The organism is Caballeronia sp. EK (assembly GCF_014384845.1).
GTDB lineage: Bacteria > Pseudomonadota > Gammaproteobacteria > Burkholderiales > Burkholderiaceae > Caballeronia > Caballeronia jiangsuensis.
On sequence record NZ_JACSUE010000007.1, the window covers coordinates 330,530 to 351,080 of the forward strand.

Genomic DNA, 20,551 nt, shown 5'->3' on the forward strand with positions numbered 1-20,551 from the left:
CGTTCTCTCCCGGGCTTTTGTCCCGCCGTGTAACCTCGTTCGAGGTCGACAACTCTCGGACCAGCATCGCGCATCGACATCGATGCGGACCGGAACCCTAGTCATCCATTGCCAGATTGTGACTGCCACTCCTGAAGCTCGTTATGCGATAAGCGTGCCAGGGCCGAAAGTACGTGGCTTCGGCGTATATGGCGCGGATTCGTGCACAGATACGAAGCGCATCCGCGATGTGCCCGACGCACGGGCGCACCAAACGGGTGCCCGCATTCCAGCGTAATGTCGGAATTCTTCTATCCGGATGCGTCGGCTTTCGATGGAATACGGGACAGTCGGAGTTCCCGCAGCAACCCGTTCTCTTCTCACATGGGTAACCATCATGTTCAGTCGCGCAGCCAGCACCGTTGAAAACGTCGATCCGGAACTCTGGGCCGCCATTAACGATGAAAACCGTCGCCAGGAAGATCACATCGAACTGATCGCGTCGGAAAACTATACGAGCCCCGCTGTGATGGCCGCACAGGGCTCGCAACTCACGAACAAGTACGCCGAGGGTTATCCGGGCAAGCGCTATTACGGCGGCTGCGAATATGTCGATGTGGTCGAGCAGCTCGCGATCGATCGCGTGAAGCAGCTCTTCGGCGCCGAAGCCGCGAACGTGCAGCCGAACTCCGGCTCGCAGGCCAATCAGGGCGTGTTCTTCGCGATGCTCAAGCCCGGCGACACGATCATGGGCCTGAGTCTCGCGCACGGCGGCCACCTCACGCACGGCTCGCCTGTCAACATGTCGGGCAAGTGGTTCAACGTGGTGAGCTACGGACTGAACGAAGCCGAGGACATCGATTACGAAGCGGCCGAGCAGCTCGCGAACGAGCACAAGCCGAAGCTGATCGTCGCGGGGGCGTCGGCGTTTGCGCTGAAGATCGACTTCGAGCGGCTTTCGAAGATCGCGAAGAACGTCGGCGCGTATCTGATGGTCGATATGGCGCACTATGCCGGCCTGATCGCGGCGGGTGTGTATCCGAATCCGGTGCCGCACGCGGACTTCGTCACCACGACCACGCACAAGAGCCTGCGCGGACCGCGCGGTGGCGTGATCCTGATGAAGGCCGAGTATGAGAAGCAGATCAATTCTGCGATTTTCCCGGGCATTCAGGGCGGGCCGCTGATGCACGTGATTGCCGCGAAGGCTGTCGCGTTCAAGGAAGCGCTGTCGCCGGAGTTCAAGGAGTATCAGCAACGCGTCGTCGATAATGCGCGGGTGCTGGCCGAGACGCTCGTGAAGCGCGGTCTGCGCATCGTGTCGGGTCGCACCGAGAGCCACGTGATGCTCGTCGATCTGCGCGCCAAGAAGATCACTGGGAAGGCTGCTGAAGCTGCGCTCGGCGCCGCGCATATCACGGTCAATAAGAACGCCATTCCGAACGATCCGGAAAAGCCGTTCGTCACGAGCGGCGTGCGACTCGGCTCGCCGGCGATGACCACGCGTGGATTTGGTACGAAGGAAGCGGAGATCGTTGGGAATCTCATCGCCGATGTGCTGGAAAGCCCGGAAGATGCGGGTAACCTCGAACGCGTGCGCGCGCAGGTCGCTGAGTTGACGAAACGGTTTCCTGTGTACGGTTGAGGTTGGGGGTCGGGGTCTTGGCGGGAGCTTGTGGCTCGCTGCAGGCTTTTGCCGGATCCCGATTTCGCGGTGGTCTATTAGCACTGCCCCTCCCCGGGGCGGGGGTCACTTTCTTTGCTGCTGCAAAGAAAGTAACCAAAGAAACAGCTATCCCCAGCCTAAGCACTTCACGCCGGCCGCGGCACAGGCGATTGGCCTAATGGCACGGCAGTAGCGAATGCCCCCACAAGCAGATAAGGGCTTGGACCGCGCACGGTCTGCGCCACCAAATGTTTTGCCTCACTGGTTCAGCACCAAATAGCTCCGGCCCGCTTCGCGGCCGATGGGTCAATCGGGTGCGCGCGGGCTTCTTCGATGGTTTCCCTCGCATACCCAACGGCAGCGCGTAGCGCTGTGCCGAAACTCTTTGGTGCTGAACCAGCGCCCTAACATAACTAGCTTGTCAGACCGTGCGCGAGCCAAGCCCGATTGGGCCTGTGAGGGAGACACTTAGGCGAGGGCCATTGGCGGCTGGCAAGCATGGCCAAACTGCGTGTGACCGCGGGCCTGAACGAGCTGCTTTCTTTGGTTACTTTCTTTGCAGCAGCAAAGAAAGTGACTGCCGCCCCGCACAGGGGCAGAGCTAATAGACCACTAAGAAACCGGGATCCGGCAACAACGAACCTTGACACCGACATCTAGTTTACTGGACACTACATCCACTATGCTAGACACAACGCCCGAAGAAACCACCGCCAGCGGCGATATCAACCAACGCATCGCCGATCGCATCCGCGAGCTGCGCGCCGCCCGCGCCTACACCCTCGATGCACTCGCGGCCCGCTGCGGCGTAAGCCGCTCCATGATTTCGATGATCGAACGCGGCGCCGCCAGCCCGACGGCGGTGGTACTCGACAAGCTCGCCTCCGGCCTCGGCGTATCCCTCGCCAGCCTCTTCGGCGGCGAACAGGAAGGCACGCCAGCGGAACCACTCGCCCGCCGCCGCCAGCAACTGAAATGGCGCGACCCCGAATCCGGCTACACGCGCCGAAACCTGTCACCTCCCGGCTGGCCATCCCCATTCCAACTGGTCGAAGTGGATTTCCCACCCGGCGCGCGCGTCGCCTACGAACGAAGCGGACGCGAATCGACGATGCATCAGCAAGTCTGGGTGATGAGCGGCCTCATCGACATCGTGATCGGCGACGAGCTTCACGCGCTCCAGCAAGGCGACTGCCTCGCGATGCGGCTGGACCGGCCGCTGATCTTCAGCAATCCCGCTTCGAAAGCAGCGCGCTACATCCTCGCCATCGGCGACGCGCCCGCGACCTGATTCATCCTCAGCCTGAACGGATACCGAATGAACACCATCGCCCCGCACGACGACGTGCGCCTGATCGACTGCAACGAAGCCGAGCACGCGCTCGCCATTCTCGAGATCCTGAACGAAGCCATCGTCAATTCGACCGCGCTGTACGACTACAAGCCGCGCCCCGTCGAGGCCATGACGACGTGGTTCGCGGCAAAACGCGCGGGCGGCTTCCCCGTCGTGGGCGCATTCGATGCATCGGGCAAGCTGATGGGCTTCGCGAGTTGGGGCACGTTCCGCGCGTTTCCCGCGTTCAAATACACGGTGGAGCACAGCGTCTACGTGCATCGCGATTGCCGTGGACTCGGGCTCGGCGAGCGCCTGTTGCGCGAACTGATCCATCGCGCGAGGCAAGCGCAGGTGCATGTGCTCGTCGGTTGCGTGGACGCGTCGAATGAAGGGAGCATCCGCCTGCATACGCGCCTGGGCTTCACGCATTCCGGAACCGTCAGGGAAGTCGGATTCAAGTTCGGCCGCTGGCTGGACGCGGCGTTCTATCAGCTCAATCTGGAGACGCCCGCGCAACCCGTGGACGGCTGAACGGACCAGCCAGCGTCCCGAAACTACGCATAATTTGAAGTTATGGAAAACGGAAAATAAAGCGCGTTGACGGTGTTTTTGCGCGCTCCAATACTGCGCTCATTGCAAACGCACTTTGAGCGCCATGAACTCCGTAGACAGAAACTTCGCCCCTGCTCTCGATCTCACCGACCGCCTCGCCGATGCCATCACCTGGGAACACGGCGGCCGGCTCTGGCCGAACGGCGAGCAGCAGACGCTGACATGTTGCCGCGTCATCGATGAAACGCACGACGTCAGAAGCTTCGAATTCCGCACGGAAGACGGATTGCCCGTGCGGTTCGAGCCGGGTCAGTTCATGACGATATCGGCGAACGTGCGGGGACGACCGGTCGCGCGCTGCTACACGATTTCATCCGCGCCGACGCGTCCGTTTCTGCTGTCCATCACGGTCAAGCGCGTTCCGGGCGGGACCGTGTCGAACTGGCTGCACGACAACATGAAGCCCGGCAGCACCTTACGCGCGTATGGTCCTTCCGGCGCCTTCACGCCGACAGCCGCGCCCGCGACGAAATCGCTCTACCTGTCCGCGGGCTCCGGCGTCACGCCGCTGATGTCGATGACGCGCGCGAGCATCGATCTCGGTCTGGACCGCGACATCGTCTTCATCCATAGCGCGCGCACGCCCGCCGATATCGTGTTCCGCGATGAACTCGCGTGGCTCGCGAAGCTTTCGCCACGACTGCGCGTGTTTTTCGTGTGCGAAGGCATCGGCGACGAAGCGGACTGGAATGGTCCGACAGGCCGTCTCAGTCTTCAGTTGCTGTCGCAGTGGGCGCCGGACTATCTGGAACGCGAGGTCTTCACCTGCGGCCCGGCCGGATATATGAACGCGGTGCGCACGCTGCTTCGGGAAGGCGGCCACAACCCGGCGCGCTATCACCAGGAAAGCTTCGATATCGGCGCGGGCGTCGCGGCGGAGCCTGAAGCCGCGCCCGCCGCGTCGGACACGTTCACGGTCAGGCTCTCGCGCTCGTCGAAGTCGTTCACGATGAACGCATCGCAGACGGTGCTGTCGGCGGCGAAGAAGGCGGGCGTCGCTGTCGCGTCGTCGTGCAGTCAGGGCGTGTGCGGCACATGCAAGACCCGCGTGCTGGAAGGCACCGTCGACATGAAACACAACGGCGGCATCCGCGACAGGGAAGTCCAGAAGGGCTTCCGTCTGTTGTGCTGCAGCCGTCCGACTTCGGACCTCGTGCTGGAACTGTGAGGAGACAGGCAGCGTGATCGAATCCGAAGACAAGACGCAAACCCTGCGCGACGTGAGGACATACCGTCTCGCGCGCGTGCTGGAGCAGTTGAGGCAGCATCGATGCCCCGCGATCCTGCTGTACGACCCCGTCAACATCCGCTATGCGACGGACACGTCGAACATGCAGATATGGACGGCGCGCAATCCGTCGCGCTACATCATGGTGTTCGCCGATGGCCGCATCGTCGCGTGGGAGTTCCATCGTTGCGAACACGTGTGGGACGCGCTGGACCTGGGCGTCGAATTGCGCGGCGCGGTGAGCTGGATCTACTTCAACGCGGGCCACGAAGCCGAAAGCCGCGCAGAACTCTGGGCGAACGAAATCATCGACGTATTCCGCGCCCACGCGCGCGGCGAATGCCGGCTCGCGGTCGACCGGCTCGATCCCATCGGCACGGCGCTTCTCGTCAAAAGCGGCCTCACGCTGCTCGACGGACAAGCGATGATGGAAGACGCCCGCGCGATCAAGTCGGCGGGCGAGCTCGTGCTGATCGGCGAATCGCTGCGCGCATGCGAGAAAGGCATCGAGCGCATGCGACGCGAGCTGCGGCCCGGAATCACCGAGCAGGAGCTATGGGCGCATCTTCACTTCGAGAACATCCGTCAAGGCGGCGAGTGGATCGAGACACGGCTGCTCGCTTCCGGCGACCGAACCAATCCGTGGATGCACGAATGCTCGTCGCGCGTGCTGCAAAACGGCGAGCTGCTCGCGTTCGACACCGATATGGTCGGTCCGCACGGCTACTGCTCGGACATATCGCGCACGTGGATCGTGGGCGACGCGCGGCCATCGGACGAGCAGCGCAGGCTGTACGAACTCGCCTGGTCGCAAGTCCACTTCAACATGGATCTGTTGCGTCCCGGCATGACCTTTCGCGAATTCAGCGAGAAAGCGTGGAAGATTCCAGCGTTGTATCTGAAGAACCGGTATAGCTGCGTGGCGCATGGCATCGGCATGGTCGATGAATATCCGTCGATCGCGCATCGGGTGGATTGGGACAGCGCAGGTTATGACGGCCGTTTCGAAACCGGCATGACGCTGTGCGTGGAAAGTTATATCGGCGCGGAAGGCGGCAGCCAGGGCGTCAAGCTGGAACAGCAAGTCGTGCTCACGCAGCACGGCTGCGTGCCGCTCACGACATGCAGCTTTGAAACGGACTGGTTGTGACGGAGAATCGAAGCACCTGGTTACGAGGGAGCCTCTTATGAATCGTCGTCCGGATAACGTGACGGCTTTCATCGCCATTGCGGAGAAGCTGTTTCAGTCGGAGAGACTGCCGGAGGGCGGGCGCCGCGTCGCCGCGCGCGTGTTCGAGCGGCTGCAGACGCCATCCGACGACGGCGTGCGGCACCACACGCGCTATCCCGCGTGCGAGTGGCTCGACGCCACGCTTGCGCCTTTCATCGACGACGACACGGCATTCGGCGCCGCCGCACGCGCGATCAAATCGCTCGAACCCGATCTCGGATGGTCTCGCCGCTCATCGGGCGTGAATGGCAGCGACGATTACATCGACGCGCACGTGCACGGCATGATCTGCGGGCCCGGTGGCGCGGAAAGCCGCTATGACGTGCAACTGGGCTTCTCGCTGATGTTGCCGCACACGCGCTATCCCGACCACAGCCATCCGCCCGAGGAAGCCTATGTGCTTTTCACGCCCGGTGAATTCCGGCAGGACGGCGGCGAATGGATCGATCCGGGCATCGGCGGAGGCATTCATAACGTTCGCAACAATCCGCATGCGATGCGATCCGGTTCCGTGCCGTTTCTCGCCGTTTGGTCGCTGCTGACGAGGGAGGAAGACTAGGCGTCTCGACTTGGGCGGCGTGACGCGTAACGAAGACACGTTCGAAGTGAGCCCCCCCCTCCGATTTAAGTTTCGCTGGCGATCCGCTTTAAGACCTATCGTATTTTCAGTCCACAGCATATCCACGAGCATGACCCGGTGCGGCGCAATGCGGCGCGCCGGGTTGTCCCTTCTACTGAACGGATCGTTGATATGTCGATAAAGCGGCAAATAGATACCACGCCCGCGGATGAACCTTCATTCTCGTGGGACCCTCGCCAAATACCGAAGACGGCAGGCTTATTCGACGCACGTCCGCCCGGCCTGTCGATGAATGCAAGGCCCATCTACGACGCGGACCTCAATTGCATCATCGGCTACCAGGAAGAACTCTCTGGCGTATCGCGGCTCTATTCAATCGACGGAACGGTGACGCTGAGCGAGAAGCCTTTGGAAAGCCCGTTAATCGATCCGTTCGATCTATTGTTGATCGTCGGTAGTTTTTGGCGAGCGGGACTTCGAAGCTTCACGAGTTCCGGAATAAGAGGCGTAGGCGTCTCTATCACTCAAACCACACTTTTCGGTCTGCGTTCGCGATATCACGCATTGATGCAGCGAGAATTAAGATTTGCTGCCAGGCCCCTGATGCATATGCAGAATCCGGACCGATACGTACCGGTCCACATCCTTCGCCTTGCTATAAGATACGGAAAGCGTGCCCCGGACCCCAGAGCTGGAGAGGGTTTGTACATGTACACATATCCTATTCTACGCAACGGGAGAAGTTATATGCTGGAGATCCTTGTCCGAGAAAAAGACCAGACGATATTGCATTTCGTCTATGAGTCCATCAAGCGATGAAGCCCTCGATTGTTATCGACGTGGCGCACACTGATCTTCCCTGCGTCACCACGCATTGGGACGACGAAGGATCGACACTATCGTGCGAAGTTGACTATTCCGTCGCGCATGGTGCGAAAGCCGAACCAGATACATTGAGCGATAGATTGAATCGCGATTTCAATATCGTCGCGCGAAACTACGTCTTGACGGGCGGGACGTTCTCCTTGGTGCTCGACTCGCAAAAGCGAATCAAGGATTGGGACATTTTCACCATGCCCGCGCAATGGATCGATTGCGCATTCCCGTTCATCGAAGCGGCACCAGGCATACCGCATCTGCACGCGTCATTCGATGAGAACAGGCACGCTGAAACATTGGGCGCGCCTGAAATCTTCTACGAACCTAATCGCGGTACGCTCTATCTTTCGTGGGCAGAAGCCATAACCTGGCATGCGATCGGCGCAGCGCTTGCACTCGGCGTATCGAGCGATAGCGGCATGGCACAGCTTCGCCTGGATGGCGTGTTCATCCCGAAACGCGATCAGAAGAAGTCGGGTTCCTGCTTCGGATCCTGAATCGCCTGCCGTATCGACCTCTCAATACGAATCCCATGCCGCTTCATCTTCGCGTACAGCGCGGGCTTCGACACCTGCAGCAGTTTCGCGCAGTTCGTCACATTGAAGCCGCACGCTTCGAGCGCGGCCTGTATCGCGATGCGTTCCGCTTCCTTCAGCGAGACCGGCGCGCCGAGATGCGCCGCCGACGCGCCGCCCGTCTGCGCGACAGACGCACTTCCGAGAAGCGACGACACATCCGCGATACGCTCGCCCTCATTGAAATTGACGATCTTCTCGACGAGATTCTCGATCTCGCGCACATTGCCCGGCCAGTCGTGCGCTTCGAGTTGCCGCAACGCATCTTCCGCGATCTCGGGCGTCGGCTTGTGCATGCGCGTGCAGTATCGATCGAGAAAAAATGCCGCCATCGCACGGATATCCTCGCGACGCTCGCGAAGCGGCGGGATCGTGATTTCGATCACATTGCAGCGGTAGTACAAGTCTTCGCGGAAGGTCTTCGCGAGCACCATCGACGCGAGATCGCGATTGCTCGCGCAGATGATGCGCACATCGACGGGAATGCCGCGCGTATCGCCGATGCGCGTAACTTCGCGCTCCTGCAGCACGCGCAGCAGCTTCGCCTGCACGTCGATGGGCAATTCCGATATCTCGTCGAGAAACACGGTGCCGCCATCGGCGGATTCGAACTTGCCGGGACGGCCATCGCGCGCCGCGCCGGTGAAGCTGCCGGGCGCATGGCCGAACAGCTCGCTTTCGATCAGCGCATGGGGTAACGCCGCGCAGTTGATCGCGATGAACGGCTGCGCGGCGCGCGCGCTCGCGTTGTGGATGGCCTGCGCGAAGACTTCCTTGCCGACGCCGCTCTCGCCCGACAACAACACGTTCGACGCACCGCGCGCCGCCTTCTTCGCGGCATCGACGGCACGCTTCAGACCCGCGCTCGATCCGATCACGCTGCCGAACGTGAAGCGCGCGTGATTGCCCGCGTAGCGCCCGGCCATCTTGCGCACGCGCCGCATCTCGCGAAACGTGTTGACGACCGACACCACTTCGCCGCAGCGGTTCTTGATCGGAATGGCAGTGTCGAGCAGATGCAGATGCCGCGCCGGCGAATCGATGATCAGCTCGCGATCGACATAGCCCACGCCCGTGCGATAAATCGGTCCGACGATCGGCTCGAAGTCGATCACCTCGTTGAGCGTCTTGCCGATGCTCGTCTTCGGATCGATGCCGAGGATGCGCCCCGCGACCGAATTGACGTGCCTCAGCACCTGGCCTCGCCCGATGACCATCAGACCGTCGCCGATATGATCGATGATCGCGCGCTGTTCCTCGACGAGCGTGTCGTAGGCGGCGAGATCGAAGGCGCTGTGCAAAAGGACGTCGAGCGTCGCGCCGAGCAGTGCGATCCACGGAGCGGGCGTCGGATCGTCGGATGAAGGCGAACGCAACGCGACGAGAAAGACACGCCGCCCGTGCGCATCGACGCGCAGCGCGAATGCCTGCGCCACCGATGCGGCCGCGCCTTGCAGCGAAAGCATCACGCAGGGTCCATCCGATGTCGCCGTCGCCGCTTCCGCGAGCGCTGCCAGCCGCTCGGACGGACACTGCGCGAAGAACGCATCGAGCGTGGCATCGGCGATATGCGCCGCGCCTTCGAGCACATGGCCGCCGCGATCCAGCGTGCAGATGCATGCTTTCGCTTCACGCGCCGCGAGACGGCGGGCTTCACGCCAACGGGGAGACGCGAGCGCACTCTCCAGCGTGGCGATGTCGGGATCGAGCGCGACGGTGGCCATGTCTCCCTGCGAACGGTCGGGCAACGGCTTCGAATATATCAGGACAAAATGCCGCCGCCCGGCGTCGCGTGGCGCATCAGTCCTTCTGCGCGATCGCGGTCAGCGCGCCGCCGTTCAGCCGATACACCGTGACCGGCGCATCGATCCAGTCGCCGTTCGCATCGAACTTCACGGGACCGAGGATGCTCGCGAACGACTGATCGCGCAAGATCTTCACGAACACCTCGGGTTTCGCCGATCCCGCCTTCTGCATCGCGTCGGCGACCACGAGCGTCGCTGCATAGAACGCGGGCGCGTAGGTATCGACATCGGCGCTGAACGCGCTCTTGAACTTCGCGCGGAAGGTCTTGCCGTCGGGCAGCGTGTCGAGCGGCGCGCCGCCCTGCGCGCAAAACATGCGCTTGTCCGCGACGCCCGCCGAGAGCTTGTCGAACTCGGGAGAACAGATGCCGTCGCCGCCGACGAGCGTCGCGTTCACGCCGAGTTCGCCCATCTGCCGGGCGAGCGTCGCGGCCTGCGCGTAGTAGCCGCCGTAGAACACGACCTGCGGATTGCGCGACTTGATCTGCGTGAGGATCGCCTTGAAGTCGGTCGACTTGTCGGTGCTGTATTCGCGCGCGACGATCTGCAAGCCCTCCTTCTGCGCGGTCTTGATGAACACATCGGCGACGCCCGTGCCGTATGCGGTCCGGTCGTCGATCACGGCGGCGCGCTGCGCGCCCAGCACTTTCGATGCATAGACCGCCATGCGCCCGCCCATCACGTTGTCGTTGGTGGCGAGGCGAAACACGTAGGGATAGCCGAGATGCGTGAGATCCGGATTCGACGATGCGCCCGTCATCATCACGACATGCGCATCGTTATAGATGCGCGCCGCCGGAATGCTCACGCCCGAGTTGTAATGGCCGATCACCGCCGACACGCCATCGTCGACGAGCTTCTGCGCGACGTTCACGCCGACTTTCGGATCGCCCTGATCGTCCATCGAGATCAGCTCGAATTTCACGGGCTTGCCGGCGATCGTGAAGCCTTTCGCGTTCAGCTCGTCGATGGCGAGGCGCACGCCGCGCTCGTCGTCCTTGCCGCTTTGCGCCGCGCTGCCCGTCAGCGGCCCCGCCACGCCGATCTTGACCACCTGCTGCGCCTGTGCAACGTTGCATAGCATCGCAGCGGACGCGACGCACGCCATCGCCATCTTCATCGGTTTCATATCGTTTCCCCAGTCGCTGTGAATGACAGACTATCCAGAACGTCCCGTACCGGCGACAACGTGTCGAACTCGAAATCCGGGCGCGGCTGCCACGTGCCGAGCGTATCGCCGCCGCGATTGATCCACGCGACCGCCATGCCGAGCGGCTTCGCGCCGTCGATATCGGCCCAGCTCGCAAGCGAGCAATGCAGCACGTTCTGCGCGGGCAGCGCGAGGCGGTCGAGCGCGAGCGAAAAGATCGCCTGCGACGGCTTGTACGCCTGCGCCATCTCCGCCGTTGTCACGTGCTCGAAGTAGCGCGTGAGTTGCGTGCGTCGCCACAGGTCGCTGTCCATGTTGGTGATCGGCATGAGCGGATAGCGCGACGCGGCCCAGTCGAGAAACGGCGCCGCGTCCTCGTGCGCGGGCGATGCCTCGACGAGATGCGTGAGGAACACGTCGGTCAGCGCATCCATCGTGTGGCCGCGGCGCGCACCGGGCCAGCGCGCATCGAGCACGGCCGCGAGCGCCTGCTGCGCGACATCGCGATAACGCGCGTACGCCTGGCCGCGATAGAGCCGCACATTGCGGATGTCCCAGTCGAGATAGATGTCGAACGGCGCGTCATCCGTTTCGACGGACAGCCGCCGCAGCACTTCCGCCATGCCGAGCGTGCCGCCGCGATCGACATCGACGAGCGTGCCGAAGTAGTCGAAGGTCAGGGCTTTCGGGTTCATCGTGCGTTCTCCTTGCGTGTCGCGAAGGCCTTCACGCGCTCGGCGGCGTCGGGGTCCGCGAAGGCGTCGATGGTCGCCGCGAATTCGAGTTCGAGACTGCGCGAAAGCGTGTCCGACAGTTCCGCGGTGACGAGCCGCTTGAGCCGCGCGATCGACGTGTGCGACTTCTCCGCGATGCGCGCCGCAAGCGTCATCGCCGTGTCGAGCATCGCGCCGCGCGGCACGACGCGATTGACGAGGCCCATCGACAGCAACGACTGCGCGCTTTGCCGTTCGCCGAGCAGCCACAGCTCCATCGCGCGTTGATGGCCGATCGCCTGCGGCAGCAGATGCGTGATGCCGCCGGTGACGAACTGCCCCCACTCCATCTCCGGAAAGAACGCGACGAGATCGTCGGAAGCGACGACCATGTCGCAATTGAGCATCCATTCGAAACCGCCGCCGACGGCGAAGCCATGCACCGCGCCGACGACCGGTTTCGCGTTGAACATCAGATCGCGCGTGATGCGCTGAATCCGTTCGATATGGCTGCGGATGCTTTCATCGCTCGCGCTCTGCTCGCCGAATTCCTTCAGGTCGTCGCCCGCGCAGAACGCGCGGCCTTCGCCCGTCAGCACGATCACGCGGCAGGCGGCGTCATCGTTCGCGCGTTGCAATGCGTCGTGCAGATCGTCGAGCAGCGGCCCGCCGATCGCGTTCATGCGCTCGGGACGATCGAGCGTCACGATGCAAACGGCTCCATCCATGCGTGTCTTCACGTAGCTCATGCGGGCTCCTTGTCGATCCAGCGTGTCTTGCCTTCGGTGCGCGGAAAATGCTCGAACGGGACCATCGTGACGCTTGCGCTCGCGCCGATGCGTTCGCGCACGGCCGCTTCGATGCGCGTCGCGGCATCGTCCCAGCGTGGCACGGGCAAGCCGTTCGCGGCCTCGACCGTCATCGCGATGCGGTCGTACGGGCCCGGCCCTTTCAGCACGATGCGGAACATGCCCGACGCCCATTGCGGCAGCGACTCGACCGCGAGCCGCACCGCGCCCGGGAACACGTTCACGCCGCGCACGTTGAACATGTCGTCGGTGCGGCCCGTCACGCGAAAGCGCCACGCGCTGCGGCCATCCGGGCCGGGATCGGTGGCGGTCACCGTGACGACATCGCGGGTGCGATAGCGCACGAGCGGCTGACATTGCTTGCGCAAGTGCGTGCAGACGAGTTCGCCCGTCGTGCCCGCTTCGATCGGCAAGCGCGCGAGCGTCTGCGGATCGATGATCTCGGCGAACACGACATCGCCCGCGTGATAGAGAAGATCATTGGTCCAGCCGGTCTGTCCGCCGAGAATGCTCAGCACTTCCGAGAGACCGAAGTTCGCGTTGCGCACCTTGAAGCCCCACTTCTCTTCCATCGCCGCGCGCAGCTCGGGATTGTCGAGGCCCGCTTCGCCGCCGAACAGGCCGAGCTTCAGCCCGAGATCGCGCGGCGCGGGGCCGCCGGTCTCGCGCAACACCTGTTCGATCAGCGCGGGATAAGACGGCGTGCAGGAGATCGCGTTGATGCCGAGATTGAGGATCGAATCGATCAGGAGCCGCGTATTGCCGACGCCGAACGGCACGACCGTCGCGCCGGTGGCTTCGAGGATCGTGTGATCGGTGAAGCCGCCGGTCCACATGCAGTAGTTGAGGCAATGGACGACGCGATCGTCCGGGCGCAGGCCGGCGGCCCACATCGAGCGCGCGCCGACGCGAGCGATATCCGCAGCGTCGCGCGCGCTGTTCGCGAGAATCAGCGGCCGGCCGGTCGTGCCCGACGTGCGATGCAGCCGCGCGATGCCGCCTTCCGCGCACGCGACGTAATCGCCGTAGGGCGACGCGCTTTCCTGGCTCACGCGCAGTTCGTCCTTCTCGGTGAAGGGCATCTCCTGAAGCGTGTCGAGCGTGACGTCGTCGCGGCCGATCCAGTGCGCGAGCCGCGTCCGGTAGAACGCCGACATCGCGCGCAGATACGGCCAGTGCGACGCCCAGAGCGCGTCCTGATGACGGCGCACGTCGGCGGGCGGGAGCGTTTCGAACGCTTCGTCGAAGAAGACGCCGTGCGTCGGGGAATGATCAGCCATGTGCTTTTCTCTCGTCGTGTGGATGCGTCATTCGGTGCGGCGGCGTTTCGCGGCGCGCGCTTCGATCGCGGATCGCTCGACGATGGCGCGCGCGTGGCTCGCCGTGCCGACCGGGCCACCGGCATCGGAAGCGACGATGTCGAACCAGTACAGCGCGCCTTCGAGATCGCGGAAAGTCGCGGTCGCGGAGACTTCGGCGCCGAGCGGCGTCGGCGCGAGATGATTGAGATGCGTCGTCACGCCGACGGACAGTTGCCCATCGCCGACGGCATCGCGCAGCGTTTCGGCGCACGCGCGCTCGATCAGCGACAGCAGCGCGGGTGTGGACAGCACGTCGGGATAGCGTTCGCCCGCGCCTTGCGCGTGGGCGGATGCGAGATCGGCGGATGTGACGGTGTGGGTAAGCGTGGCGGCTCGGCCTCGTTCGATCATGTGCGGCTCCGGGTTGTCTGGAGCGCAATCAATGCAAGGCGCGGGCCATATGCGTCAAAGCCCCGGCTGGCGGGGCTTTGCGGGTTTCGCGGATGCCGTGGACCGGCGTAGTGGAAAGATTCTTAACGTTGCGATTCGAAACGGTCGTCGGGTTGTTTTACGGTGATGCGCTTCACTTCCCCGGCGTCAGCACCACTCTGAACCGCGCCTTGCCGCTCATCATCCGCGCGTACGCTTCGGCTGCGCGCGAGAGCGGAAATTCTTCGATCATCGGCTTCACGCCCGACAGCGCGCTGAATGCCAGCGTTTCCTGCGAATCCGCTGCCGTGCCGGACGGCCAGCCCTGCACCGAGTTGCGGCCCATGATGAACTGGGTGATCGGCACCTCGACCGGCTCTTCCGATATCCCGACCATGATCAGCTTGCCGTTGAGCCCCAGACCGCCGATGGCCGCGTTCATCGCCTTGCCGCTCGTGGCCGTCGCCAGAATGACGCGCGCGCCGCCGAGCGCCTTGAGCGCGTCGGCTACGTTCTGCGATTCGCTGTCGATGTAGTGATGCGCGCCGAGCTGCTTCGCGAGCGGCTCCTTGTCCTTGCCTCGCGCGATCGCCGCCGTCACGAAGCCCATCTTGCGCGCGAACTGCACGCCCAGATGACCGAGCCCGCCGATGCCGAGAATCGCGACGACATCGCCCGCGCGCGCGCCGCTGTTGCGCAGCGCATTGAAGGTCGTGATGCCCGCGCAAAGGAGCGGCGCGGCATCGACATCGGAGAGATCGTCGGGCATGCGCGCGAGCGCTTCCTGCGGCGCGACCATGTAGTCCGCGTAGCCGCCGTCGTAGCTGATGCCGGGCACCAGCGCGCGCTGGCAAAGCACGAAGTCGCCGTGACGGCAATGCTCGCAATGTCCGCAATGCCCGCCGTGCCAGCCCACGCCGATGCGCTGCCCCTTCTCCCATCCTTCGACGCCCGCGCCGAGCTTCTCGATCACGCCCGCGATCTCATGACCCGGCACGCGCGGAAACTGAAGGCCGGGCCACAGACCCTCGACGGTCAGGGAATCGCTGTGGCAGATCCCGCAGGCCTGCACCTTGATCAACACGTGTCCGTCGGGCGGCTCGGGCACGTCGCGCTCGACGACTTCCAGCGGACCGTTCGCTTTCGCTACCTGCACTGCCTGCATCGTTGGCATCGCTTGCTCCTTGTCATGGGAGAAACACGCGCGGCGCGGCTGGCACGCCGCAATCGGATGACACGGCCCGGCAAAATCGCAATCCCGACCGCATCGTCGAGGAACGTCGGAGATTGCGATTGTGACAGGTCTCGCGCCGATGCATGCGCTGCGCGGCCAGACCAACGAACGCACGCGATGCCGCGGAGGCATCGCGCATTGCCTTACGCCGAACGCAGCGAACGGAAGCTCGCACGAACCTCGTCCGAGAACGCCTGCGGCTGCTCCCAGGCGGCGAAGTGCCCGCCTTTCGGCAGACGGTTGTAGTGAATCAGCTTCGGATACGCCTTCTCCGTCCAGCTTTTCGGCGCGGCATAGATCTCGTCCGGGAACACGCTCACCGCGACCGGAATCGCGATGTGCTTGGGCGCGAAGAAATTGAGCTTGTTCTCCCAGTACAGCCGCGCCGAGGAAATTCCCGTGTTCGTGAACCAGTAGAGCGAGATGTTATCGATGATGTCGTCGCGCGAGAGTCCTTCGGTCTGCCCATCGAACACGCGTGCGATAAGCGCCTGGCTCGCCGCGTCGTGATCGATCATCCACGCGGCGAGGCCGATCGGCGAATCCTCGATGGCGTACAGCGTCTGCGGCCGATTCGCCATTTCCTGCGCGTAACCGAGGCCGTGCTTGTAGAAGAAGTCGAGTTGCTCGAATGCGTGGGCCTCGTCCGCCGAAAGACCGGCGGGCGCGGGATCGCCGAACTTGAGCGCATGCGCGATATCGTCGGGCACCGTGGCCGGCATGTTGGTATGAATGCCGACGAGTTCCGGCGGCGCGATGAGCGCCATCTGCTCGGTCACCGCATTGCCCCAGTCGCCGCCCTGCGCGACATAGCGCGTATAGCCGAGACGCTGCATCAACGCGATCCACGCGCGCGCGATGCGCTGCGGGTCCCAGCCGGTCGCCGCCGGCTTGCCGGAGAAACCGTAGCCGGGCAGCGACGGGATCACCACATCGAACGCGTCGGATGCCTGGCCGCCGTGTGCCGTCGGATTGGTCAGCGGATCGATGATCTTCAGTTGCTCGATGATCGATCCGGGCCAGCCGTGCGTGACGATAACCGGCAACGCGTTCGCATGTTTCGAGCGAACGTGGATGAAGTGGATGTCGAGACCGTCGATCTCGGTGACGAAATTCGGCACCGCGTTCAGCCGCGCCTCGACCTTGCGCCAGTCGTAATCCGTCACCCAGTGGCGCGCGAGCTTTTGCATCGTCGCGAGTTGCACGCCTTGCGATGCATCGGTGACGGTTTCGCGTTCGGGCCAGCGCGTGGACTTGACGCGCCGCTTCAGATCGGCGATTTGCGCATCCGGCACATGCACGCGAAGCGGGCGAATGGCGGTCTTGTCGCCGCCCTTCACCTGCACGATTTCCGCGCTGCCCGGAGCCGGTTCGGCGAAGGCGAGGCTGCTCAATGCGCCAGCGGCGAGCGTCGCCGCCGCAATGCCGATGAAGTGACGGCGCGACGGCGTTTCGAGAGAAATATCGTTCGACATACAAACCTCCTGAATACTTGAGCGAGGAGGGGCGATGCATGCCGACAAGCCTTATCGTCACCGCCTCGATGCGCCGCGAAGGGTTTTCGCAGCAGGTGACGCGATTATGTGCATATGCACATGACGCGTAAACGCAGGCGGACGTACAACACTTTTGTCGGGCGGGAAAAAGTCCCGCCCGGCATGGCTTCATTTGTTACCGCGACGCACCGGACGCCACCTGCGCGCCGTTCTGCCGACGCCGATAAACCGTGTCGCGCGACGCCAGCCAGTAATAAACCGGCGACGTCAGCAGCAATCCGACGACCCATGACAGATCCGCGCCGTCAAGATACTTCGGCACCGGGCCCGCGTACATCGGCGTATTCATGAACGGAATCTGCACGGCGATGCCGATCGCGTAAGCAATCAGCGCCTGCGGATTGAAGCGCCCGTAGATGCCGCCGTCCACCTGAAAGATCGACTGGATATCGTACTTGCCTTTGTGGATCACATAGAAGTCAATAAGATTGATCGCGGTCCACGGCACCAGCACGACGAGCAGCGCGAGCACGAGATCGACGAGATTCGCGACGAAGTTCGTCGATGCGCCAATCGCGAAGTAGCAGCACGCGACCAGAATCACGACCGACAACACCGCGCGCGCCTTCGCCGTCGGAATCCAGCGATACGCGAAGGTTTGCAGCGACGTGATCGACGCGAGCACCGCGCCGTAGAGATTCAGCGCGTTGTGGCTGATCACGCTCAACAGGAACAACACGAGCATCGGCAGGCCGAGCGGTCCGGTGGCGAGCTTCACGGCATCCATCGCATCGACGCCGGGCGGCACCGCCAGCACCGCGACCGCGCCGAACACGAACGCGAGCGTCGAGCCGATCGTGCAGCCGAGATACGTCGCCCAGAACGTCGATGCGACGCGCACGTTCGCCGGAAGGTAGCGCGAGTAATCGGAGACGTAGGGCGCGAACGCGATCTGCCACAGCGCCGAGAGGGAAACGGTCGCGAGCCAGCCGGCGAAGTCGAAGCCGCCGCGCGTGAGGAAATCGTTCGTCGAGATATGCGTGAGGATGTAGCCGAAGCCGACGCAAATACCGATGCCGAGCACCCATGTCCCGATGCGGTTCAGGATATGAATGAACTTGTATCCGATGATGCCGATCAATCCCGATCCCACCGCGCCGATCACGATGCCGACAGGCACCGACACCGACGACTCGATGCCATGCAGCGATTTTCCCGCGAGCACGATATTCGACGCGAAGAAACCCACGTACATCACGCCTGCTATGACGGTCACGAGCAGCGCGCCCCATGAGCCGAACTGCGCGCGGCTCTGGATCATCTGCGGGATGCCCATTTGCGGACCCTGCGCCGAATGCAGCGCCATCAGCACGCCGCCGACCGCCTGACCGACGATGATCGCGACGATGCCCCACAACAGGTTCAGATGGAAGATCTGCACGCCGAGCGCGCCGGTCACGATGGGCAAGGGCGCGATGTTTCCGCCGAACCATAGCGTGAAGAGATCGCGCACCTTGCCGTGACGATCCTCGGGCGGCACGTAGCCGATGGTGTGCTTCTCGATCAACGGAGCAGCATTGCGTTGCGCGTTAGTCAAAGTCGTCTCCTTAATGCGCGCGGCAAAGCGATGCCCTGACGCTCAGGGCGTCGGGATCGCTTCAGGCGCTTGAGTAATCAGGCTATGGTCGAGAGATGGTCCGCGAGCCGTATCAGCATCGCGTCGCAATCGCGGAGTTGTTCGACGGTCACGAACTCGTCGGGCTTGTGTCCCTGATCCATGCTGCCGGGACCGCATACGACCGTCGGAATGCCGGCATGATCGAAGAGTCCGCCTTCCGTGCCGAATGCCACCGTGCCGAAATCCGACGAACCGCTGAGCAACGCGAGCAGACGCGCGGCTTCGCTGTCGGGCGGCGTCGCGAGTCCGGGATAGGCGGACAGCGCTTCGAGGGTGATGTCGGTGTCGGGCTTCACGGCGCGCATCTTCGGCAGCAGTTCGGCTTGCGCGTATGTTTCTAAATCATCGGCAACCGTGCTGGCGTCGAAGCCCGGCAGCGCGCGCACTTCGAAGTCGAATTCGCATTCCGCCGGCACGATATTGAGCGCGCGGCCGCCCTTGATCGTGCCCGTCTGCACGGTTGAATACGGAGGATCGAAACGCGCGTCGTGATGCTCGGGTTGCGCGAGCTTCTCGCCGATCTCTTCCAGACGATTGATGAGGCGCGCCGCGTACTGAATGGCATTGACGCCATACGGAGCGTATGCGGAATGACACGGCGCGCCCTTCACCTGACAGCGCATCGCGAGCTTGCCCTTGTGCCCGAGCACCGGCTTCAACGACGTCGGCTCGCCGATCAGACACAGCACGGGTTTGTGCGCGCGTTGCGCCAGTTGCGCGAGCATCGGCCGCACGCCGAGGCATCCGACTTCCTCGTCGTAGGAAAAGGCGAGATGCACCGGCAACCTGAGTTCGCGCTTCAGCAGCATGGGCACCGCGGCCAGCACCGACGCGAGAAAGCCTTTCATATCCGCTGCGCCGCGGCCATACAGGCGACCATCCTTCTCGGTGAGGCGGAATGCATCGACGGTCCACGGCTGGCCATCGACCGGCACCACATCCGTATGTCCCGACAGCACGATGCCGCCGCGATCGCGCGGTCCGATCGTCGCGAACAGATTCGCCTTCGTGCGCTCCGCGTTGTAGAACAGCTCGCTCTCGACGTCATGCTTCGCGAGGTAGTCACGGATGAATTCGATCAACTCGAGATTCGAATCGCGGCTGACGGTTGCGAAGCCGATCAGCCGTTCGAGCAGATCGCGGCTCGTCATGTCATTCATCGCCCGGCACTCCGTAGCTCGGCGCGGCGGTCGGATTCAATGCACGGGTCACGTAGTCCTGCATCTGCGGCTTGTATGCCTGCCAGAGACCATCGAGCTTGCCGATGGGATCGTCATCCGCCCAATCGACGCGCAGATCGACGAGCGGCCAGCTTTGCTCGCCCGCGATCTTCAGCGCCGCCGAATGCACGGGGCCCGCTTCTCCGCCCGCTGCGATCGCCGCGTGCATCGCCGCGAGAAGCCGGTCCGCGAGATGGCCGGATGCGTTCTCGAACGCGGGAATCATCGCTTCGATCACGTGAACGCCCGCGAGCATGTTTCCCGCCGCGACGCATTGCCTGCCCGCGACCGCGTGAAACGTGCCGAGCGCCTGCTTGCCGCTGAAGAACGCGGTGCGGCCCTGCGCATCGACCACCGTCACTTGCCGATACTCGCTCCATTCGTTCGCGGCCAGCGCGCGATCCAGCGCCGCCGAGGGATCGAGCTTCGCGCTTTCCATGTGGTCGAGAATCTGCGAACCGAGCGCGGGCAGTGTGATGTTCTGCGTCGCGACTGCGCCGACGCCCGCGCGCACCCACGGACAACGCGCGCCCACCGCGATGCTCGATGAACTGATCGCGATGCCGAGCTGCCCGGTCTCTTCACATCGTCCGACGATAGAAAAAGTCATGTGCCCTCCTTTTGCGTCGC

18 protein-coding genes and 1 riboswitch are annotated in these 20,551 nt (G+C 63.4%); of the genes, 7 read left to right on the forward strand and 11 right to left on the reverse strand.

Annotated elements, in window-relative coordinates; translation table 11 throughout:
- Positions 1-4: 4 nt before the first annotated feature.
- Positions 5-112: riboswitch (guanidine-I (ykkC/yxkD leader) on the reverse strand.
- 264 nt (positions 113-376) lie between these two features.
- The 7 genes from glyA to IAG25_RS22990 all read left to right on the forward strand — a co-directional run bounded on the left by glyA (position 377) and on the right by IAG25_RS22990 (position 8,008).
- Positions 377-1,624 (forward strand): serine hydroxymethyltransferase, encoded by a 1,248-nt coding sequence (gene glyA / locus IAG25_RS22960; protein ID WP_187606898.1) that lies wholly within the window; start codon positions 377-379, stop codon positions 1,622-1,624.
- Positions 1,625-2,327: 703 nt separating this feature from the next.
- Positions 2,328-2,936: a helix-turn-helix domain-containing protein gene (locus IAG25_RS22965; protein ID WP_187607126.1), complete on the forward strand. Its 609-nt coding sequence runs from the start codon at positions 2,328-2,330 to the stop codon at positions 2,934-2,936.
- A gap of 27 nt (positions 2,937-2,963) precedes the next feature.
- On the forward strand, positions 2,964-3,512 hold the full coding sequence (locus IAG25_RS22970) for a GNAT family N-acetyltransferase (protein ID WP_187606899.1): 549 nt from the start codon (positions 2,964-2,966) through the stop codon (positions 3,510-3,512).
- A gap of 124 nt (positions 3,513-3,636) precedes the next feature.
- On the forward strand, positions 3,637-4,761 hold the full coding sequence (locus tag IAG25_RS22975) for a hybrid-cluster NAD(P)-dependent oxidoreductase (protein ID WP_187606900.1): 1,125 nt from the start codon (positions 3,637-3,639) through the stop codon (positions 4,759-4,761).
- A 13-nt stretch (positions 4,762-4,774) separates the two neighbouring features.
- Positions 4,775-5,971, forward strand: a complete 1,197-nt coding sequence (locus IAG25_RS22980; protein ID WP_309243959.1) for a M24 family metallopeptidase — start codon at positions 4,775-4,777, stop codon at positions 5,969-5,971.
- A gap of 37 nt (positions 5,972-6,008) precedes the next feature.
- On the forward strand, positions 6,009-6,611 hold the full coding sequence (locus IAG25_RS22985) for a dimethylsulfoniopropionate lyase (protein WP_187606901.1): 603 nt from the start codon (positions 6,009-6,011) through the stop codon (positions 6,609-6,611).
- Between the two features lie 836 nt (positions 6,612-7,447).
- Positions 7,448-8,008, forward strand: coding sequence for a hypothetical protein (locus IAG25_RS22990; protein ID WP_187606902.1), 561 nt, complete (start codon positions 7,448-7,450; stop codon positions 8,006-8,008).
- On the opposite strand, the gene IAG25_RS22995 is transcribed toward IAG25_RS22990, so the two are convergent.
- The 11 genes from IAG25_RS22995 to IAG25_RS23045 all read right to left on the reverse strand — a co-directional run bounded on the left by IAG25_RS22995 (position 7,975) and on the right by IAG25_RS23045 (position 20,531).
- Entirely contained in the window at positions 7,975-9,810 is a 1,836-nt protein-coding gene (locus tag IAG25_RS22995) for a sigma-54 interaction domain-containing protein (protein ID WP_187606903.1), read from the reverse strand. The genes IAG25_RS22990 and IAG25_RS22995 overlap by 34 nt on opposite strands.
- 76 nt (positions 9,811-9,886) lie before the next feature.
- Positions 9,887-11,020 carry a branched-chain amino acid ABC transporter substrate-binding protein gene (locus IAG25_RS23000; RefSeq protein WP_187606904.1) on the reverse strand — a complete coding sequence of 378 codons (1,134 nt, stop codon included), beginning with the start codon at positions 11,018-11,020 and terminating at the stop codon, positions 9,887-9,889.
- Positions 11,017-11,736, reverse strand: a complete 720-nt coding sequence (locus tag IAG25_RS23005; protein WP_187606905.1) for an HAD family hydrolase — start codon at positions 11,734-11,736, stop codon at positions 11,017-11,019. Before IAG25_RS23005 ends, IAG25_RS23000 begins: the two co-directional genes overlap by 4 nt.
- Positions 11,733-12,503 carry an enoyl-CoA hydratase/isomerase family protein gene (locus tag IAG25_RS23010; RefSeq protein WP_187606906.1) on the reverse strand — a complete coding sequence of 257 codons (771 nt, stop codon included), beginning with the start codon at positions 12,501-12,503 and terminating at the stop codon, positions 11,733-11,735. Before IAG25_RS23010 ends, IAG25_RS23005 begins: the two co-directional genes overlap by 4 nt.
- Positions 12,500-13,843, reverse strand: coding sequence for a phenylacetate--CoA ligase family protein (locus IAG25_RS23015; RefSeq protein ID WP_187606907.1), 1,344 nt, complete (start codon positions 13,841-13,843; stop codon positions 12,500-12,502). The genes IAG25_RS23010 and IAG25_RS23015 overlap by 4 nt, the downstream gene beginning before the upstream one ends.
- A gap of 27 nt (positions 13,844-13,870) precedes the next feature.
- Positions 13,871-14,275, reverse strand: a complete 405-nt coding sequence (locus IAG25_RS23020; RefSeq protein WP_187606908.1) for a thioesterase family protein — start codon at positions 14,273-14,275, stop codon at positions 13,871-13,873.
- A gap of 172 nt (positions 14,276-14,447) precedes the next feature.
- Positions 14,448-15,467 (reverse strand): alcohol dehydrogenase, encoded by a 1,020-nt coding sequence (locus IAG25_RS23025; RefSeq protein WP_187606909.1) that lies wholly within the window; start codon positions 15,465-15,467, stop codon positions 14,448-14,450.
- A 203-nt stretch (positions 15,468-15,670) separates the two neighbouring features.
- The gene (locus tag IAG25_RS23030) at positions 15,671-17,002 is read right to left on the reverse strand and encodes an epoxide hydrolase family protein (RefSeq protein WP_187606910.1); all 1,332 of its coding nucleotides are present in this window, start codon (positions 17,000-17,002) and stop codon (positions 15,671-15,673) included.
- A gap of 196 nt (positions 17,003-17,198) precedes the next feature.
- On the reverse strand, positions 17,199-18,620 hold the full coding sequence (locus IAG25_RS23035; protein WP_187606911.1) for a purine-cytosine permease family protein: 1,422 nt from the start codon (positions 18,618-18,620) through the stop codon (positions 17,199-17,201).
- A gap of 77 nt (positions 18,621-18,697) precedes the next feature.
- Positions 18,698-19,861 carry an acetylornithine deacetylase gene (gene argE, locus IAG25_RS23040; RefSeq protein WP_187606912.1) on the reverse strand — a complete coding sequence of 388 codons (1,164 nt, stop codon included), beginning with the start codon at positions 19,859-19,861 and terminating at the stop codon, positions 18,698-18,700.
- Positions 19,854-20,531 (reverse strand): DUF1028 domain-containing protein, encoded by a 678-nt coding sequence (locus tag IAG25_RS23045; RefSeq protein ID WP_187606913.1) that lies wholly within the window; start codon positions 20,529-20,531, stop codon positions 19,854-19,856. The genes argE and IAG25_RS23045 overlap by 8 nt, the downstream gene beginning before the upstream one ends.
- Positions 20,532-20,551: the final 20 nt, after the last annotated feature.

What these genes read in the sequence shown, in the direction of transcription:
- glyA (WP_187606898.1), top strand. Translation starts at nt 377, where the DNA reads ATGTTCAGTCGCGCAGCCAGCACCGTTGAAAACGTCGATCCGGAACTC.
- IAG25_RS22965 (WP_187607126.1), top strand. Translation starts at nt 2,328, where the DNA reads ATGCTAGACACAACGCCCGAAGAAACCACCGCCAGCGGCGATATCAAC.
- IAG25_RS22970 (WP_187606899.1), top strand. Translation starts at nt 2,964, where the DNA reads ATGAACACCATCGCCCCGCACGACGACGTGCGCCTGATCGACTGCAAC.
- IAG25_RS22975 (WP_187606900.1), top strand. Translation starts at nt 3,637, where the DNA reads ATGAACTCCGTAGACAGAAACTTCGCCCCTGCTCTCGATCTCACCGAC.
- IAG25_RS22985 (WP_187606901.1), top strand. Translation starts at nt 6,009, where the DNA reads ATGAATCGTCGTCCGGATAACGTGACGGCTTTCATCGCCATTGCGGAG.
- IAG25_RS22990 (WP_187606902.1), top strand. Translation starts at nt 7,448, where the DNA reads ATGAAGCCCTCGATTGTTATCGACGTGGCGCACACTGATCTTCCCTGC.
- IAG25_RS22995 (WP_187606903.1), bottom strand. Translation starts at nt 9,810, where the DNA reads ATGGCCACCGTCGCGCTCGATCCCGACATCGCCACGCTGGAGAGTGCG.
- IAG25_RS23000 (WP_187606904.1), bottom strand. Translation starts at nt 11,020, where the DNA reads ATGAAACCGATGAAGATGGCGATGGCGTGCGTCGCGTCCGCTGCGATG.
- IAG25_RS23005 (WP_187606905.1), bottom strand. Translation starts at nt 11,736, where the DNA reads ATGAACCCGAAAGCCCTGACCTTCGACTACTTCGGCACGCTCGTCGAT.
- IAG25_RS23010 (WP_187606906.1), bottom strand. Translation starts at nt 12,503, where the DNA reads ATGAGCTACGTGAAGACACGCATGGATGGAGCCGTTTGCATCGTGACG.
- IAG25_RS23015 (WP_187606907.1), bottom strand. Translation starts at nt 13,843, where the DNA reads ATGGCTGATCATTCCCCGACGCACGGCGTCTTCTTCGACGAAGCGTTC.
- IAG25_RS23020 (WP_187606908.1), bottom strand. Translation starts at nt 14,275, where the DNA reads ATGATCGAACGAGGCCGAGCCGCCACGCTTACCCACACCGTCACATCC.
- IAG25_RS23025 (WP_187606909.1), bottom strand. Translation starts at nt 15,467, where the DNA reads ATGCCAACGATGCAGGCAGTGCAGGTAGCGAAAGCGAACGGTCCGCTG.
- IAG25_RS23030 (WP_187606910.1), bottom strand. Translation starts at nt 17,002, where the DNA reads ATGTCGAACGATATTTCTCTCGAAACGCCGTCGCGCCGTCACTTCATC.
- argE (WP_187606912.1), bottom strand. Translation starts at nt 19,861, where the DNA reads ATGAATGACATGACGAGCCGCGATCTGCTCGAACGGCTGATCGGCTTC.
- IAG25_RS23045 (WP_187606913.1), bottom strand. Translation starts at nt 20,531, where the DNA reads ATGACTTTTTCTATCGTCGGACGATGTGAAGAGACCGGGCAGCTCGGC.